The organism is Brevundimonas sp. FV1ye7S (genome assembly GCF_058680995.1).
In genome coordinates, this window is sequence record NZ_CM178726.1 from 2,716,208 (window position 1) to 2,733,159 (window position 16,952).

Annotated in this window: 10 protein-coding genes; 6 read left to right on the forward strand and 4 right to left on the reverse strand. The window is 65.0% G+C overall.

Translation table 11 applies throughout. The features are described 5' to 3' along the window. Nucleotides 1-143: 143 nt before the first annotated feature. Nucleotides 144-3,101, reverse strand: a complete 2,958-nt coding sequence (locus ACW18C_RS13250; RefSeq protein WP_492071373.1) for a TonB-dependent receptor domain-containing protein — start codon at nt 3,099-3,101, stop codon at nt 144-146. Nucleotides 3,102-3,414: 313 nt separating this feature from the next. On the opposite strand from ACW18C_RS13250, the gene uvrB reads away from it, so the two are divergent. The 4 genes from uvrB to ACW18C_RS13270 are packed head-to-tail and all read left to right on the forward strand — an operon-like array spanning nt 3,415 to nt 8,242. After that, the gene (gene uvrB / locus ACW18C_RS13255) at nt 3,415-5,757 is read left to right on the forward strand and encodes an excinuclease ABC subunit UvrB (RefSeq protein WP_492071375.1); all 2,343 of its coding nucleotides are present in this window, start codon (nt 3,415-3,417) and stop codon (nt 5,755-5,757) included. 23 nt (nt 5,758-5,780) lie between these two features. Then, the gene (locus ACW18C_RS13260; protein ID WP_292149280.1) at nt 5,781-6,215 is read left to right on the forward strand and encodes a very short patch repair endonuclease; all 435 of its coding nucleotides are present in this window, start codon (nt 5,781-5,783) and stop codon (nt 6,213-6,215) included. A gap of 60 nt (nt 6,216-6,275) precedes the next feature. Continuing rightward, a complete protein-coding gene (locus ACW18C_RS13265) occupies nt 6,276-7,343 on the forward strand; it encodes a DNA cytosine methyltransferase (RefSeq protein ID WP_292149278.1) in 1,068 nt (355 codons plus the stop codon). A 35-nt stretch (nt 7,344-7,378) separates the two neighbouring features. Beyond that, nucleotides 7,379-8,242, forward strand: a complete 864-nt coding sequence (locus tag ACW18C_RS13270) for a NaeI family type II restriction endonuclease (RefSeq protein ID WP_292149276.1) — start codon at nt 7,379-7,381, stop codon at nt 8,240-8,242. Between the two features lie 144 nt (nt 8,243-8,386). On the opposite strand, the gene ACW18C_RS13275 is transcribed toward ACW18C_RS13270, so the two are convergent. Together ACW18C_RS13275 and lepA are read right to left on the reverse strand one after the other, a co-directional pair. Then, on the reverse strand, nt 8,387-9,160 hold the full coding sequence (locus ACW18C_RS13275; protein WP_156796458.1) for a hypothetical protein: 774 nt from the start codon (nt 9,158-9,160) through the stop codon (nt 8,387-8,389). 317 nt (nt 9,161-9,477) lie between these two features. After that, nucleotides 9,478-11,286 (reverse strand): translation elongation factor 4, encoded by a 1,809-nt coding sequence (lepA, locus tag ACW18C_RS13280; RefSeq protein WP_492071378.1) that lies wholly within the window; start codon nt 11,284-11,286, stop codon nt 9,478-9,480. A 185-nt stretch (nt 11,287-11,471) separates the two neighbouring features. Between lepA and ACW18C_RS13285 the strand changes: the two genes are divergently transcribed. Both ACW18C_RS13285 and ACW18C_RS13290 read left to right on the forward strand, forming a co-directional pair. Then, nucleotides 11,472-12,614, forward strand: coding sequence for an efflux RND transporter periplasmic adaptor subunit (locus ACW18C_RS13285; protein WP_492071380.1), 1,143 nt, complete (start codon nt 11,472-11,474; stop codon nt 12,612-12,614). 9 nt (nt 12,615-12,623) lie between these two features. After that, nucleotides 12,624-15,716, forward strand: coding sequence for an efflux RND transporter permease subunit (locus ACW18C_RS13290; protein ID WP_154726990.1), 3,093 nt, complete (start codon nt 12,624-12,626; stop codon nt 15,714-15,716). A gap of 54 nt (nt 15,717-15,770) precedes the next feature. Here ACW18C_RS13290 and ACW18C_RS13295 read toward each other — a convergent pair whose 3' ends face one another. Further along, nucleotides 15,771-16,823, reverse strand: a complete 1,053-nt coding sequence (locus tag ACW18C_RS13295) for an NAD(P)H-dependent flavin oxidoreductase (RefSeq protein ID WP_492071382.1) — start codon at nt 16,821-16,823, stop codon at nt 15,771-15,773. Nucleotides 16,824-16,952: the final 129 nt, after the last annotated feature.

Genomic DNA, 16,952 nt, shown 5'->3' on the forward strand with positions numbered 1-16,952 from the left:
AGACATATGTTTGGCGCCTGCGTATCAATTTGGTGACAAGTTTGCGCCTTTTGATTGTTCCGCCATCAACTTAGTCGAGTGACAAAGAAAAAGGCGGCGGACCGAAGCCCGCCGCCCTCTTCATTTCGAATCGACCGCGATCCCTAGAAGGACTTGGTCAGGTTCACGAAGGCCGTGCGGCCCAGGTAGTCATAGCCCGAGTACAGCGGGGCGTTGCCGACCCGGTTGTAATAGCCCGACGAGATGGTCGGCGGATCTTCGTTGAACAGGTTGCGGACGCCGAGCGTGGCGGTCCAGCCGTTGGCCGCATACTGGACCGAGGCGTTGTGCAGCCAGTAGTCGTCCACCGCGAGGTCCAGGTCCGACGTCGCCGGATCTTCTTCGTAGTAGGCGTAGCTGTCGGTGCCCTGGATCCATTCGACGCCGTAGCGCACGCGCCACTTGTCCCAGGCGTAGGAGACGTCAGCCGTTCCGGTGAACTCCGGATTGTTGATCATGCCGGTGTAGTCGACCAGCGGATCCTCAGCGAACAGCTTGTTCGAGATTTCCGTGTACTGGGTGATCGCCAGGTTGAACAGCGCCGTGCCGGGGCCGACGTCCTTGCGATAACGGACGGTGTAATCCAGCCCCTTCACATTGTCGGTGGCCAGGTTGACGTAGCTGTCCGAGACGGTCAGGCCGTTGTCGGCCGGGTTACGCGACACCAGGCGGCAGAAGCCGGCGTCGGCCGCGAAATCGCTCGGACTGGAGTCGTAGCAGCGATCCAGGATTTCCGTGGCGCCGGTGCGCGACACGCCGTTCTCGACCTCGATCTCATAGTAGTCGACGGCGAAGGCCAGATCGCCCCAGCCTGAGGGCAGCGGTGGCTGGATCACCAGGCCGACGGTCATGTTGGTCGAGGTTTCAGCCGACAGGCCGGCATCTGCGCCGCCCTGGGTGATGACCTGAACGCCGGAAGTCGCTTCATAGGTGTCCGGCAGGCCTTCGGCCCGGCAGTTGGCGACCCGGTTGGCGTTCACGCCGTCTGCGCCGAACTCGTTGCAGGCGTCGCTGGCGTTCGACAGGAAGCCCGAGGTGGCGCCCACATATTGCTCGAACAGCGCCGGGGCGCGGTACGAGGTGCCATAGGTGCCGCGCAGGGTGATCCAGTCGATCGGACGATAGACCAGGCCGACCTTGTAGGTCGTGTCGTCGCCGTAGGAGTCATAGTCGGTATAGCGGAACGAACCGTTCAGGGTCAGTTCGCGCACGCCCGGCAGGTCCACCAGGATCGGCGCTTCGATCTCGCCGAACACTTCCTTCACCGAGTCGGAGCCGCGCGTGATGGCCGAGGTCGAGTAGTTGTAGGTGTTGCCCAGTTGGCTATCCAGGCCCGGGGTGTCGTCGATCTCGGACTCACGCCATTCGGCGCCGAAGAAGCCCATGACGCGGCCGGCAGGCAGGCTGAACAGCGGGCCGTCGATGCCGAAGCTGACCACCTTCTCGATGAACTCGGTCGTGCCGGTCACCGGACGGAAGACATAGTCGACCCAGTTCTGCGGCAGGACGCCGGCGATGGTCTGGGTCGTCAGGGCCGGGGCGGCGATACAGCCGGGGTTCGAGGCCAGATCAGCGCACTGGAAACCGCCGGAGCCATTGCTGACCACGTCGAGAGACGCGATCAGGTTGTCGGTCAGGAACTGTTCGCTGGTGTAGGTCGACTTGGAGCGCGAATAGCTGGCGTAGGCGTCATAGCGCCATTCCGGCAGGAAGAAGTCGCCCTTGATGCCGACGACATAGCGACCGAAATCGACTTCCTGTTGGGAATGGTCATTGCCGAAGCCTATGAAGGCGCGGACACCGACGTCATCACCCTGGTTCAGGCCCTGGTCTGCGAAGGCGACGCTGCCCTGCAGGTTGGTCGGGATCAGCGGGCTGCCGACGGCGTAGTCCAGCGCCAGTTGGCGATAGCCGGTCTGCGACGACTTGCGCTGGTTGAACAGGGCTTCGCCGTAGACTTCGGCGTTGCCCAAGGCTTGCAGGTCATAGCCGACTTCGCCGTACAGGGTGGTGATGTCCACCGGGGTGACCAGCGACTCGTTCAGCATCCGGTCTTCGAAGGTGTCACGAACATTGACGTTGTTGCCGGCGCCGCCGACGCCTTCGAACCCGACCAGGCCGGTCGTGACGGCCGAGTTCGGACGCCAGCGGTTGAAGGTCGTGCCGACCGCGCCGGGAGCGGCGACGCCCGTCGTCGCGCCCGTGGCGATGGTGTTGATTGTCACGCCGTTCGAGCCGGTCGTGGTGAGCGGATAGCATTTCGACTGGCCGGTCAGCGGGTCGATATAGTCTTGGCCGTTGCGGAAGCCGTCGGTCTGGCAGCGCGTGAACTCGCGGTCGCGCAGGGTCAGCTCGTCGCGCTCGTAGCGTTCGACCGAACCGGCCGCGCGCCAGCGGTCGCCACGGACGCCGGCCGTCAGCGACAGACGGGTCGAGCCGCCCGCGCCATTGGCTTCCAGCGGCTCGTTGCGCTGGACCTCGACCGTCACGCCCTCGAAGTTGCGGCGGGTCTGGATGTTGACCACGCCGGCGACGGCGTCCGAACCATAGACCGACGAGGCGCCGTCACGCAGCACTTCGACCCGGTCGATCATGGCGGTGGGCAGGACGTTCAGGTCGGCCGCGCCGACCGAGCCGCGCGAACCGGCCGGCGAGACGCGACGGCCGTTCAGCAGCACCAGGGTGCGGCTCGGGCTCATGCCGCGCAGGCCGATGGTGTTGGCGCCGGGGCCGCCGTCGGTGACGTAGCCGCCGTACGAGTTGTTGATCTGCGAGGTGCCGCCGGTGACGGCCGTGCTCTGCAGCGCCTCCGTGGTCGAGGCGAAGCCCTGCAGGGTCGCCTCCTCGCGCGTCACGACCTGGGTCGGCGACGGGGCGTTATAGTTGTCGCGGCGAATACGGGAGCCGATGACGACGATGTCTTCGACGCTTGCGGACTCGCCGGCCTGAGTAACGGTGGCGTCTTGAGCCATCGCCACAGGCGCTGAAAGCATGGACAGCGAAGCCGCCACAATTCCGCCGACCACAGTCGACGACAGGAGGTAATTTTTACGAGTACGCATACGCCTCATTCACAAACAGTATTTAACAATACTTAGGGAAACAGCTAGATATCACGGATACATACCGACGCTATGGTAAATACATCCGTTCTATGTCCTTGGTAGGCACGTGTTTTACATACCGCAACCAAAAAGTCGCATAATTGTACGAAAACTGGAGAAATTAGACGCATAACGTCACATGTCGCGACGCATTGGCGCATTTTATTTCCAAATCACGCCGCTTTGTCGCCATTTTTAGGCCTTGAACCGGCCCGTCACCGCCGCAAGCCCCTCTCTGGCGCCGCCGCTTCCTGCGCACTAAGTTCTGTTCATGAACCGTTCTTCGACGCCGAAGCCCGCCGCCGCCAAGCCCGCCAAGCCCGTGCACACGCCCGACCCCGGCGTGCGCGAGGCCGCCGCCGCCTTCAAACGCGATACGGGCAAGATGCCGATGTTCGCCCCCGTCACCGGCCCGCGCCTGACGCCGGAGGAGCCCGTCGCCGCCCCCGCCGACTGGGTCCCTCACCGCCCCTCGCACGAGGGCAAGAAGAAGGGCGGCCGGTTCCGGCTCGAGACCCAATACACCCCCGCCGGCGACCAGCCCGCCGCCATCGCCGAACTGGTGGCACAGGCCGAGGCGGGCGACCGCGATCAGGTGCTGCTGGGCGTCACCGGCTCGGGCAAGACCTTCACCATGGCCAAGGTCATCGAACAGACCCAGCGCCCGGCCCTGATCCTGGCCCCCAACAAGACCCTGGCGGCCCAGCTCTATTCCGAGTTCAAGAGTTTCTTCCCGGACAACGCTGTCGAATACTTTGTAAGCTACTACGACTATTATCAGCCCGAAGCTTATGTTCCGCGTACGGACACCTATATCGAGAAGGACTCGTCGATAAACGAGCAGATCGACCGGATGCGGCACTCGGCGACGCGGGCGATCCTGGAGCGGGAGGATGTGATCGTCGTCGCCTCGGTCTCCTGCATCTACGGCATCGGCTCGGTGGAGACCTATACGGCCATGACCTTCACCCTGAAGGTCGGGGACCAGATCGACGAGGCGAAGCTGCGGGCCGATCTGATCGCGCTGCAGTACAAGCGCAACGACCTGAACTTCGACCGCGGCATGTTCCGCAAGCGCGGCGACGTCATCGAGATCTTCCCGGTCCACCTCGAGGACCGCGCCTGGCGCATCAGCCTGTTCGGCGACGAGCTGGAGGCGATCCAGGAGTTCGACCCCCTGACCGGCAAGAAGACCGCCGACCTGACCGAGATCACCGTCTACGCCGCCAGCCACTATGTGACCCCGCGCCCCACGCTGAACCAGGCCACCAACGGCATCAAGGCCGAGCTGAAGGAGACGCTGGACTGGATGATCGAGAACGGCAAACTGCTCGAGGCCCAGCGGCTGGAGCAACGCACCCGTTTCGACCTGGAGATGATGGAGGCCACCGGCAGTTGCGCCGGCATCGAGAACTACTCCCGCTGGCTGACCGGCCGCGCCCCCGGCGAGCCCCCGCCCACCTTCTTCGAATACATCCCCGACAACGCCCTGCTGTTCGTGGACGAGAGCCACGTCACCATCGGCCAGATCAACGGCATGTTCCGCGGCGACTACCGCCGCAAATCCACCCTGGCGGAATACGGCTTCCGCCTGCCCTCCTGCATCGACAACCGCCCGCTGAAGTTCGAGGAATGGGAGGCCATGCGCCCCCAGACGGTTCACGTGTCAGCCACCCCCGGCGCCTGGGAGATGGACCAGGCCGGCGGCGTCTTCGTCGAACAGGTCATCCGCCCCACCGGCCTGATCGACCCCCCCGTCGAGATCCGCCCGGTCTCCGGCCAGACCCGCAACCAGGTCGACGACGTCATCGACGAGGTCAAGGCCACCACCCGCGCCGGCTACCGCGCCCTGGTCACCACCCTGACCAAGAAGATGGCCGAGGACCTGACCGAATATATGCATGAACAGGGGATCCGCGTCCGCTACATGCACTCCGACGTCGATACGCTTGAGCGGATCGAGATCCTGCGCGACCTGCGTCTGGGATCCTTCGACTGCCTGATCGGCATCAACCTGCTGCGCGAGGGGCTGGACATCCCCGAGTGCGGCCTGGTCGCCATCCTGGACGCGGACAAGGAGGGCTTCCTGCGCTCCGAGACCAGTCTGATCCAGACCATCGGCCGCGCCGCGCGCAACATCGACGGCCGCGTCATCCTGTACGCCGACCGCATGACCGGCAGTATGGAGCGCGCCATCGCCGAGACCGACCGCCGCCGCGAACGCCAGATGGCCTACAACACCGAACACGGCATCACGCCCGAAAGCGTCAAGCGCGACATCAAGGAGCTGATGGACAGCCCCTATGAGTCCCGCGAGATGGACCGCCTGACCCGCCCCGGCGTCGCCGAAGCCTCCAAACCCTTCGTCGGCTCAAACTTCCAGGCCGCCCTCAAGGACCTGGAAGGCCGCATGCGCGAGGCCGCCTCCAACCTGGAGTTCGAGGAAGCCGGCCGCCTGCGCGACGAGATCAAGCGCATGAAGCTGCTGGACCTGGAATTCGCCAACGAGGCCCTGACGGGGGCGGGGGAAGAGGTGGACCGGTCGGCGCCGAAGAAATGGCGCGCGGAAGCGGCGGCGGAGAAGGCGGAGGCGTTTAGGAAGGGGCGGCTGTAGGGAGAGGGTCGCTGCCAGTGAGCATGAAACCGAAGGACGCGCGGACCTCTTCCGCCATGTCCCGGGTGCGACAAGCCAAGACCGCTCCGGAAGAACGTGTCGCGGCCGTCCTCCGCGAACTCGGCATTGCTTATCGACGCAACGCTAAGACGCTGCCCGGCAAGCCCGATTTCGCCAACCGTTCTAAAGGATGGGCCATTCAGGTGCATGGCTGTTTCTGGCATCAGCATGATTGCAAGCGGGGAACTTTACCGGCGCACAACCGCGAAGCCTGGGAGGCAAAATTCGCCCGGAACCGCGCGCGTGACGTTGAGGTTGATGAAGCGCTGAAAAAGCTGGGGCTGTCTGTGCTGACGCTTTGGGAGTGCGAGACGCGACAGCCGACTCGGCTCAAAGAGACCATAAGTGATCACTTAACGTCGGTAGCACTTCCGACGACGATTAACCATAGGTTGTAGCGTATTGACACGGCCGCGATGTTCGCGCTTTGTTTCAGCTCCAACCTTTTCGAGGCCCACATGTCTTTGCGACTGATTGATCTTTTCAGCGGCGCCGGCGGTATGAGCCTCGGCTTCTGTGACAAACAATTCTGCGGCGGTTTTGAAACCGTTCTGGCGATCGACAACGACGCAGCAGCGGTTAAGACGCACGGGCTCAACTTCCCGGGACGTTCGATCAAGGCCAATATCGAAGAGTGGCTCCTCGAAAACGAAGTGCCTCAGGCCGACGTGGTCATCGGCGGGCCGCCTTGCCAGGGCTTCAGCCTTCTCAACAAGAAGCGCGACGGCGACGCTCGACGCGCCCTGTGGGAACCCTTCATCGAAATTGCTGAACGCTCCGGCGCTCGCGTCTTCGTCATGGAGAACGTGGCTGAACTCTATCGTTCGCCGGAACGGCAGTTGATCGAGGCTAAGGCGAAACAACACGGCTTCCAGACGTCGGCCGCCATTCTGAACGCCGCCGATTACGGAGCGCCGCAGACACGGAAGCGAACGATCATCCTCGGCTGGCGCGGGGCGTTCAATCTGCCGACCTTCCCCCCCCTGCCCTCTCACGCCGACCCGAAACTGAAATCGAACCTGCCCCGCTGGAGAACCGTTCGGGACGTGATCGCAAATCTGCCACTGGCGACTGTCGGCACGGAAATCGGCTCGGAAAAGACGATAAACCTACACTTCGGCCGCACGCCGACCGAAAAGAGCATTCAGCGCTATAAGGCCGTGCCGCCCGGCGGAAATCGTTTCGACCTTCTCGCCAACCGCCCCGACATCACACCCGACTGCTGGGTCCGCAAGACGAGCGGCGGCACGGATTTGTTCGGCCGCTTATGGTGGGATCGCCCGTCGGTGACGATCCGGACGGAATTCTACAAGCCTGAGAAGGGCCGCTACCTGCATCCCGAGGCCGACCGCCCGATCAGCCACCGCGAAGCGGCGCGTCTCATGGGCTTCCCTGACGAGTTCCAGTTCTATGGCACCAAGGTTGAAGTCGCCCGACAGATCGGCAACGCAGTGCCGCCGAACTTGGCCGGGGCGTTGGGCAAAATGGTTCGCGAGATTCTATCAGAACGAAGAATCGCAGCTTAGGATAAGGCTAACCCAAATTGTCTGATACTGGAGGCATGAAGACCTCCGACTTCTCAGACGACCAGTCACTCCTGCAATACCTGGCTAAGGTTTTGCATTCATCGGTATCAGACCCCGATGGAATTGTCGGCGCTACAGCGCAATTAATTCGACGAGCGATTGATGAAGTAATCGACGCTCCGAGAACAAAGCGATTTATTTTGTCCGAGTGTGAAAAGACAGAGAAAACTTATCTAGGAACCAAGATCGAAATCTTGTTCCGAGATGCAATCGGCCAACCAAAGGGAAAATACCTAGATCTCGACCTAGGCGGTATCGATACAGATATAAAGCATTCAATAGGTACTGCCTGGATGATACCAAGGGAGGCCTTAGGTAAACCGTGCGTTCTAATTACGGAAAATGAACTCACGGCCCGATTTAGCCTTGGGCTGATCGTGTGCAGAACCGAAAACTTAACTACGGGCGGAAATAGAGATCAGAAGTTGCAAGTCTCGGCATACGGTCGAAACCAAGCCCTCTGGATCGCACATGACATGCCTTACCCTCGCAACATTTGGCAGGGTTTCGATCCAAAGCTCATGGCTCTTATCAACTCTCATAGAGGCGGAGCAAATCGAGTCGCCGAACTGTTCGAGAACATCCAGAAAACACCGATTCCTCGCTCTGCAATTCCTGCTATCGCACCGCAGCTTGATCCTTTGAAAAGAGTCAGGGCGAATGGCGGGGCGAGAGACATACTGAGGCCCCGAGGGATAGCTATTCTCTGGGGGCAAAAGGATCGAGCGACCATCGCTGAACTCAGCCTCGGCCCTGTACTGTCTGACGAATTCATCAGCATTCGCCCGGACAGCCAACGGGATCTAGAAATTTTGCGACGGGAAGGCCATCTCGACTGAGACAGAACGTCTTAGTTCATAGGATGAGATTCGCCGCTCAAAAGCGTGACGGTGCTGACGCCGGAGACGTAGCGGGCGTCCTTCTGCCCCCTCATCCGGCCCTGCGGGCCACCTTCTCCCGCAAGGGGAGAAGGAAGACGCCGCTCACAACCCGTCCAGCGTCTTGTCCCAGTCCTTCGCGGACATGACCTTGCCGCAGCAGTCGATGACCATATCGACCCCGGTGCGGATGCGTCGGGCGCTTTCCGTCTCGGCGACCGGCTCCATCCCGGCCGCCTTCAGCTGGTCCTCCAGGGCGGCGACCCGACGGTCCAGCGCCGCGCGCCGGTGCAGCTGGGCGTGCCGAAACTCCTGGTTCTTCTCACCCAGGGTCTGCTGCTGGGTCCAGTAGGCTTCTTTCAGCGCCAGATGGGTGTCGGCGGCGCCGGGGCGGATGGCCAATCGGTCGCTCGCCGCCAGAGGGTTCATCAGTATGTCGTACACCAGTTGCAGCGGCGCGTTCTCGACCGTCATGGCCCCGTGCGCCGTCTCGCCCCGCGCCTCCAGCTTGCGATAGGTGGCGGCCAGCCCCGCCAGGGCGCGCGCCTCCAACAGCCGGCCGGCCCGCATGGCCCGGCCCGAGGCCTGGGCGGCGGCCTCGGCCAGGACGGCCGGGTCCCCGCCGGCCGCATCGTCGGATGATACGTCGAACAGGCTCGGCGGCGGGGGCGGCGGATCGACCGGCTCGGCCGGGGCGTGCAGATAGCGGGACCAGCCGTCGCGCGTGGCGCGGGCGCGCAGGGCGTGGGCGGTCACGTCATATTTGGCCGCGACCTCTTCGGCGCCCAGTCCGGCCAGATAGTCCTGGCGCACCTTGTCCCAGACTTCGGCGGGTTGAATCTTGTATTTGCGTCTTTCCATGCCGCCAGTATGGGCCATGGAGAAACCCTGGCTGGAAAATCGGCGATATTCAGGGTTAAGCGCCTGAAATCACACAAGTCGATATGTCAGTTCAAACCCGCCAGCGCTCCTAATTCCTCTCCCTCCCCGTTCCGGGGAGGGGGGTCGAGCCGGAGGCGAGACCGGGTGGGAACGGCAGGGCGACGCCCCACCGACCTGCCCAAATCACAACGGCCGGGCGACGCCCCACGCACCTGCCTAAATCAGAACGGTGCGGCCTTGCCTGGCCGCCCCCACCCCGTTGCTTCGCAACGCCCCTCCCCCGCAGGGGGAGGGAGAGGGCGGTGCGCGGGTGATCAATCCTCGTCCATCTTCAGGGCGGCGATGAAGGCTTCCTGCGGGATTTCGACCTTGCCGAACTGACGCATCTTCTTCTTGCCGGCCTTCTGCTTCTCCAGCAGCTTCTTCTTCCGCGTCGCGTCGCCGCCGTAGCATTTCGAGGTCACGTCCTTGCGGAGCGCGCGCACCGTCTCGCGGGCGATGATCTTGCCGCCGATGGCCGCCTGGATCGGGATGACGAACAGGTGGGGCGGGATCAGCTCCTTCATCTTCTCGACCATGCCCCGGCCGCGCGTCTCGGCGCGGGCGCGGTGGACCAGCATGGACAGGGCGTCGACCGGCTCGGCGTTGACCAGGATGTTCATCTTCACCAGGTCGCCGACCTTGTATTCGGTGATCTCGTAGTCGAACGAGGCGTAGCCCTTCGAGATCGACTTCAGCCGGTCGTAGAAGTCGAACACCACCTCGTTCAGCGGCAGCTCATAGACCACCATGGCGCGGGCGCCGACGTAGGACAGTTCGATCTGCTGGCCGCGGCGGTCCTGGCACAGCTTGATGACGCTGCCGAGGTATTCGTCGGGCGTCAGGATGGTGGCCTTGATCCAGGGCTCGGAAATGGTCTCGATCTGCATCACGTCGGGCAGGTCGGCCGGGTTGTGCAGGTCGATCTCGGAGCCGTCGCGCAGGCCGATCTTGTAGACCACCGACGGGGCGGTCGCGATCAGGTCGAGGTTGAACTCGCGGCTGAGCCGTTCCTGGATGATCTCGAGGTGCAGCAGACCGAGGAAGCCGCAGCGGAAGCCGAAGCCCAGGGCGGCGCTGGATTCCATCTCGTAGGTGAATGACGCATCATTCAGCCGCAGCTTGCCGATGGCGGCGCGCAGGTCCTCGAAGTCGGCGGCGTCGACCGGGAACAGGCCGCAGAAGACCACCGACTGGACTTCCTTGAACCCCTTCAGCGGTTCGGCGGTCGGCTTCTTCTCGTCGGTGATGGTGTCGCCGACGGCGGCGTGGGCGACTTCCTTGATCTGGGCGGTGATGAAGCCGACCTCGCCGGGGCCCAGCTGGTCCACCGGGGTGTTCTTGGGCAGGAAGACGCCGACCCGGTCGATCAGGTGGGTCGAGCCGTTGCGCATCATCTTGACCCGCATGCCGGTCTTCAGCACCCCGTCGAAGACGCGGACCAGGACGACGACGCCGAGGTAGGGGTCGTACCAGGCGTCGACCAGCATGGCCTTCAGCGGGGCGTCGGGGTCGCCCTTGGGGGGCGGGAGTTTGGTGACGATGGCCTCGAGGACGTCCTCGATGCCGATGCCGGACTTGGCGCTGCACAGCACGGCCTCGGAGGCGTCGATGCCGATCACGTCCTCGATCTGGGCCCGGACCCGCTCGGGCTCGGCGGCCGGCAGATCGACCTTGTTCAGGACGGGGACGATCTCGTGGTTGTTATCAATGGCCTGATAGACGTTCGCCAGCGTCTGCGCCTCGACCCCCTGCGACGCATCCACGACCAGCAGCGAGCCCTCGCACGCCGCCAGGCTGCGCGACACCTCATAGGCGAAGTCCACGTGGCCCGGCGTGTCCATCAGGTTCAGGACATAGTCCTGCCCGTCCTTGGCCTTGTAGTTCAGGCGCACCGTCTGCGCCTTGATCGTAATCCCCCGCTCCTTCTCGATATCCATATTGTCGAGCACCTGCTCGGACATCTCGCGCGCGGTCAGGCCGCCGGTGAACTGGATCAGTCGGTCGGACAGGGTGGATTTGCCGTGGTCGATGTGCGCGACCACGCTGAAGTTCCGAATGTTCGAGATAGGGGGAGTCGTCATCCGCGCGGCCCTATCACGCGTAGAGGTCCGGGACCAGCGGGCGCGGCGATCCGCGCCCGCTGGCCGTGCTAGATTAAGGCTTTGCAACAATATGTATCCGCGTTTGAGAACGGCTCGCGGACGCGGTATGGGTCGCGCCTCCCGATAACCGGCGCGAGCCGGGGCCTGCAACCGAGGAACTCCCCGTGTCCAAGACGACCCGAAACGCTCTCAACCTCGGCGCCATGGCCCTGTCGGCCTTCCTGCTGGCCAGTTGCGGCGGACATGGCGATGAGAAGACCGAGGAGAAGGCCGCCGGCGGCTCGCGCCAGACCGTCACCGCCGCCACCGTGACCCTGACCAACCTGCGGCGCACCGTCACCGCCTCGGGCACCGTCTCGGCCTGGGAGGAAGTGCCGGTCGCGGCCGAGACCGGCGGCCTGACCGCCGTCGCCGTCTATGTGGATGAAGGTTCGTATGTGCGTCAGGGCCAGGTCCTGGTGCAGATGAACGACGTCCTGCTGCGCGCCCAGCTGCGCCAGCAGCAGGCCCAGGTGCAGCTGGCCGAAGCCAATGTGGCGCGCGACGACGCGGCGCTGGAGCGGGCGCAGCAGCTGAAGGCGCGCGGCTTCCTGTCTCAGGCCTCGCTGGACACCGCCCTGGCCAACCAGCGGGCGTCGAACGCCAATCTGGCCGCCGCCCGCGCCACCCTGGCCCAGACCCAGACCCATCTGGCCCAGGCCACCATCCGCGCCCCCGTCGCCGGCCTGATCATCAGCCGCAGCGTGACCAAGGGCCAGATCATCTCGGCCGGGACCGAGCTGTTCCGCATGGTCCGCGACGGCCGGCTGGAGCTGGACGCCCAGGTGCCCGAGACCGAGCTGGCCCAGGTTCGCGCCGGCCAGTCGGCGACCGTGACCTCCAGCGAGGCGGGAACCACCGCGGGCACGGTCCGGATCGTCACGCCCGAGGTCAACGCCAGCACCCGCCTGGGCCTGGCGCGCATCTCGCTGTCGCCCGGCGCCCAGCTGCGGCCGGGCATGTTCGCCCGCGCCGACATCGACGTCGGCGACCAGCCCTCCACCACCGTGCCCACCGGCGCGGTCCTGTATCGCGACAACAAGCCGGGGGTCTTCACCCTGGTCGCCGACGGCCGGGTTCACTTCCAGCCGGTCGTCATCCTGTCGCGGACCGACACCCAGACGGCCGTCACCGGCGTCAATGTCGGCGCCCAGGTCATCGTCAGCGGCGCCGGCTTCCTGAACGAGGGCGACCGCGTCAACGTCGCCCAGGCCCCCGGCGGCGCCCGTTCTGCTGGCCCCGCCGCCGCCCAGCCCGCGGCCAAGTAGGACCGACCCATGAACCAGATCTCGTCCTGGGCGATCAAGAACCCGATTCCGATCATCCTGCTGTTCCTGCTGCTGACCCTCGGCGGCGTGGTCGGCTTCATGGGGATGCGGATCAACTCCAACCCCGACATCGACTTCCCGCTGGTCAATGTCACCGCCGCCCGCCCCGGATCCGCCCCGGCGGAAATGGAGGTCCAGGTCACGCGGCTGATCGAGGACTCGCTGGCCGGCCTGTCGGGCGTGCGCCACATCACCTCGAACATCAGCGACGGCGTCTCGACAACGGTGATCGAGTTCGAACTGGGCACGGACACCGACCGCGCGACCAATGACGTGCGCAACGCCATGACCGGCCTGCGCGCCAGCCTGCCCCAGGACATGCAGGAGCCGGGGGTCCAGCGCATCGACATCACCGGCGACGCCCTGATCACCTATGTGGTCCGCTCGCCGACCATGACGCCGGAACAGATCAGCTGGTTCATCGACAACGAGATGAGCCGCGCCCTGCTGGCCCTGGGCGGCGTGGGCCAGGTCAACCGCTCGGGCGGGGTGGACCGCGAAATGCGGGTCGAGCTGGATCCGCAGCGGCTGGCCGCCTATGGCGTCACGGCGGCCGAGGTCAGCCAGGCCCTGACCAACGTCAACAACAACCTGCCCGGCGGCCGCGTCACCATCGCCGGGTCCGAGCGCGCCGTCCGCACCCTGGGCGCCGCCACCTCGGTGGCGCAGTTGCGCGAGACCCTGGTGCCGCTGGGCGAGGGCAAGACCGTGCGCCTGGATAATCTGGGCACGGTCGAGGACAAGTGGAGCGAACCGCGCCGCCTGGCCCGCTACAACGGCCAGGAGGCCGTCACCTTCAACTTCCTGCGCTCGCGCACTGCGTCCGAGGTCAAGGTCGCCGAAAAGGTCCGCGAAGAGGTCAAGAAGATCGACGAGGCCCATCCCGAGCTGACCATCAGCCAGGTCACGGCCAGCGTCGAGGAGATCGAAGAGAGCTATCTGGCCTCGCTGGAGGCCCTGCTGCTGGGCGCCGTCCTGGCCGTCATCATCGTCTTCATCTTCCTGCGCGACTGGCGCGCCACCCTGATCGCGGCGACGGCCATGCCGATGTCGCTGATCCCGACCTTCGCCATCCTGGGCCCGCTGGACCAGTCGCTGAACGTCGTCACCCTGCTGGCCCTGTCCCTGACCATCGGCATCCTGGTCGACGACGCCATCGTGGAGATCGAGAACATCGTCCGCCACATGCGCGACGGCAAACCGCCCTATGACGCCTCGCTGGAGGCGGCGGACGAGATCGGTCTGGCGGTCGTGGCCACCACCGCCACCATCATCGCCGTCTTCGCGCCGGTCGGCTTCATGCCCGGCATCATCGGCCAGTTCTTCAAGGCCTTCGCCCTGGCGGCCTGTGTCTCCGTGGCCTTCTCGCTGCTGGTGGCGCGGACCCTGACGCCGTTGATGGCGGCCTTCATCCTGAAACACTCCCACCACGAGGATCGCGACCCGTTCTGGATGGGCGGCTATCTGAAGGCCCTGCACTGGTGCCTGGGCAACCGCTGGAAGGTCTTCATCATCGGCATCCTGTTCCTGGTCGGGTCGATCGCGACCTCGATCGTGGCCAAGATGTCGTTCGAGTTCATGTCGCCCGGCGACACGGCGCGCGCGGCCTTCCAGGTGGAACTGCCGCCGGGCTCGACCCTGCGCCAGACCGACGCCGTGGTGCAGCAGATCACCCGCAAGCTGGAGGCCCGCCCCGAGGTCACCTCGGTCTATGCCGCCGTCGGCGGCCAGGACGTGACCCAGGCCAATATCTACGCCGACATGGTGCCCAAGGGCGACCGCGAGCTGAGCCAGCAGGCCTTCGCGCGGGTCATGGTCGACGAGATGAAACAGATCCCCGGCGCCCGCATCCGCGCCGGCATCAGCCAGCAGGGCGGCGGCCCCGGCGACGGCACCACCTACACCTTCTCGATCCTGAGCGACGATCCCGTCGCCCTGAACGCCGCGGCGCGCAAGGTGGAGGAAGAAATGCGCGGCGTGTCGGGTCTGGCCAATGTCGTCAACTCGGCCGCCATCGCGCGTCCCGAAATCCTGGTCACGCCGCGTCCGGACGAGGCCGCCCTGGCGGGCGTGTCGGCCGGCGCCATCTCCCAGGCGGTGCGGGTCGCCACCATCGGCGACGTCGATCAGAACCTGCCCAAATATAACCTGGGCGACCGCCAGATCCCGATCCGGCTGCAGCTGACCGAAGCGGCGCGCGAGGACTTGAGCGTGCTGGAGAACCTGCGGGTGCCGGCGACGGGCGGGGCTTCGGTGCCGCTGAGCGCCGTCGCCGACATCCAGTTCGGCGCCGGTCCGGCCACCGTCACCCGTCAGGACCGGTCGCGCATCGCCTCGATCAGCGCCGAACTGGACGGCATCACCACCGGCGCGGCGAGCGTGGCGGTCAACCGCCTGCCCTCGGTCCAGAACCTGCCCGCCGGCGTGCGCCAGGTGCCGGCCGGCGACGAGGAGTTCATCCAGGAGATGCTGACCGGCTTCGGCATCGCCTTCGCCTCGGGCATTCTGCTGATGTATGCGGTGCTGACCCTGCTGTTCAAAAGCTTCGCCTATCCGATCACCATCATGGCGGCCCTGCCCCTGGCCATCGGCGGCGCCTTCATCGCCCTGGCCATCGGCGGCGCCAACTTCTCCATGTCGGCCCTGATCGGGGTGCTGATGCTGATGGGGATCGCGGCCAAGAACTCCATCCTGCTGGTCGACTATGTCATCATGGCCGAGAAGGACGGGATGCCGCGCCGCGAGGCCATCATGGACGCCGCACACAAGCGCGCCCGCCCCATCCTGATGACCACCTTCGCCATGGGCGCGGGCATGGTGCCGATCGCCATGGGCATCGGGGCCGACGTGCAGTTCCGCTCGCCCATGGCCATCGCCGTGCTGGGCGGGCTGATCTCCTCGACCTTCCTGTCCCTGCTCTACATCCCCGCCATCTTCACCATCGTCGACGACGTGGCCCAGTGGGCGCGGCGCATCCTGCGCCGCTCGACGGCGGGACAGCGGGAACTGGCGAAACCGCGGCAGGCGCCGTTGGTGGAGTGAGGTCGATCGGCTTTGCGGACCCTCATTGGGTCCGCAAAGGGTGGTTAGCGGGCCTTAGTCTGCCGCCACCAGTTCTCGTTCCAGGGTGTCGATCAGGTCGACCGCGGGCAAGCTGCGCGCCAGCGGCGCTCCTTGCCCCGCCCACTGGGCGCCGAAGTCGCCGTTACCTGTCGCCTTGGCTGCTGCGTTCAGCGCCTTTCCGGCATCGTAGGCCACAGGATAGTCGGGTGCGCTGACGCTGGCGGTCATCCCCCAGCGTGTGAAGCCGTTGCGGAGACAGCGGGCGGGTCTGCCGGATATCGCCTTGGTCATAATCGTGTGGTGCGCGGACTCGCTTCGGAGCGCCGCTCGATAGGCTTCATCCGCCGCGCTCTCCGGACAACCAATGAAGGCGGTGCCAAGCTGCGCGGCTACGGCGCCGAGGTCTAGGACGGCGCGAACGCCTCGCCCATCCATGACGCCGCCGGCAGCGATGACGGGCAGCCCACAGTTTTGGACAAGCATGCGGGTCAACGGCAGCGTTCCGAGCTGCGCATCCTCTCCGTCGGGATCAAAGACGCCTCGGTGCCCGCCCGCTTCATAGCCTTGTGCGACGACCGCATCCATGCCGCCGCGTTTCGCAGCAAGCGCTTCGTCTAGGCTGGTGGCGGTGCTCATCAGCAGGCATCCGGCCTGCTTAAGGGCTCTGACCTTATGCTCGTCAGGCAGGCCGAAGTGAAAGCTGACGACCGGCGGTGCCCTGTCGATCATCAGCCGCAGCATGTCATCGTCCTCGGCGAAGCTGCGATAGATGGTCGTAAGGGAGGGCGGCAGCTCAGCCGAGAACGTCTCGAACAGGGGCTTCAACGCGTTAAGCCACGTCGCCTCGCGATCCAGATCGCGCCGAGGGGGGGCGTGCACGAAGACGTTGACGTTGAACGTGGCAGTCGTGAGCCGGCGGACCTCATCGATCATAGCCGCGGCCCCGGAGGAGTTCGTCGCCCCCACACCGATCGACCCAAGCGCGCCCGCGTTGGAAACTGACGCCGCCAGCACTGGGGTGGATACGCCCGCCATGGGAGCTTGAATGATGGGCAGCCGGAGCGAGAGTTCCGTAAGCAAGGTCATGGCCGTAGATAGCCCTGCCCCCTCAATGTCGGCAATGGGTCGAAAGCCGAACTAGGGGCCACGTCTGAGACCAGACGTTCCCGCCCTCCCGCCATCACCCAAGAAAAAGGGCCGACCGGTTTCCCGGTC

Excerpts from the sequence above, each read along its gene's own strand:
- ACW18C_RS13260 (WP_292149280.1), top strand. The coding sequence starts at position 5,781 with ATGAAACCGAAGGACGCGCGGACCTCTTCCGCCATGTCCCGGGTGCGA.
- ACW18C_RS13265 (WP_292149278.1), top strand. The coding sequence starts at position 6,276 with ATGTCTTTGCGACTGATTGATCTTTTCAGCGGCGCCGGCGGTATGAGC.
- ACW18C_RS13250 (WP_492071373.1), bottom strand. The coding sequence starts at position 3,101 with ATGCGTACTCGTAAAAATTACCTCCTGTCGTCGACTGTGGTCGGCGGA.
- ACW18C_RS13275 (WP_156796458.1), bottom strand. The coding sequence starts at position 9,160 with ATGGCCCATACTGGCGGCATGGAAAGACGCAAATACAAGATTCAACCC.
- ACW18C_RS13295 (WP_492071382.1), bottom strand. The coding sequence starts at position 16,823 with ATGACCTTGCTTACGGAACTCTCGCTCCGGCTGCCCATCATTCAAGCT.
- ACW18C_RS13290 (WP_154726990.1), top strand. The coding sequence starts at position 12,624 with ATGAACCAGATCTCGTCCTGGGCGATCAAGAACCCGATTCCGATCATC.
- lepA (WP_492071378.1), bottom strand. The coding sequence starts at position 11,286 with ATGACGACTCCCCCTATCTCGAACATTCGGAACTTCAGCGTGGTCGCG.
- ACW18C_RS13270 (WP_292149276.1), top strand. The coding sequence starts at position 7,379 with ATGAAGACCTCCGACTTCTCAGACGACCAGTCACTCCTGCAATACCTG.
- uvrB (WP_492071375.1), top strand. The coding sequence starts at position 3,415 with ATGAACCGTTCTTCGACGCCGAAGCCCGCCGCCGCCAAGCCCGCCAAG.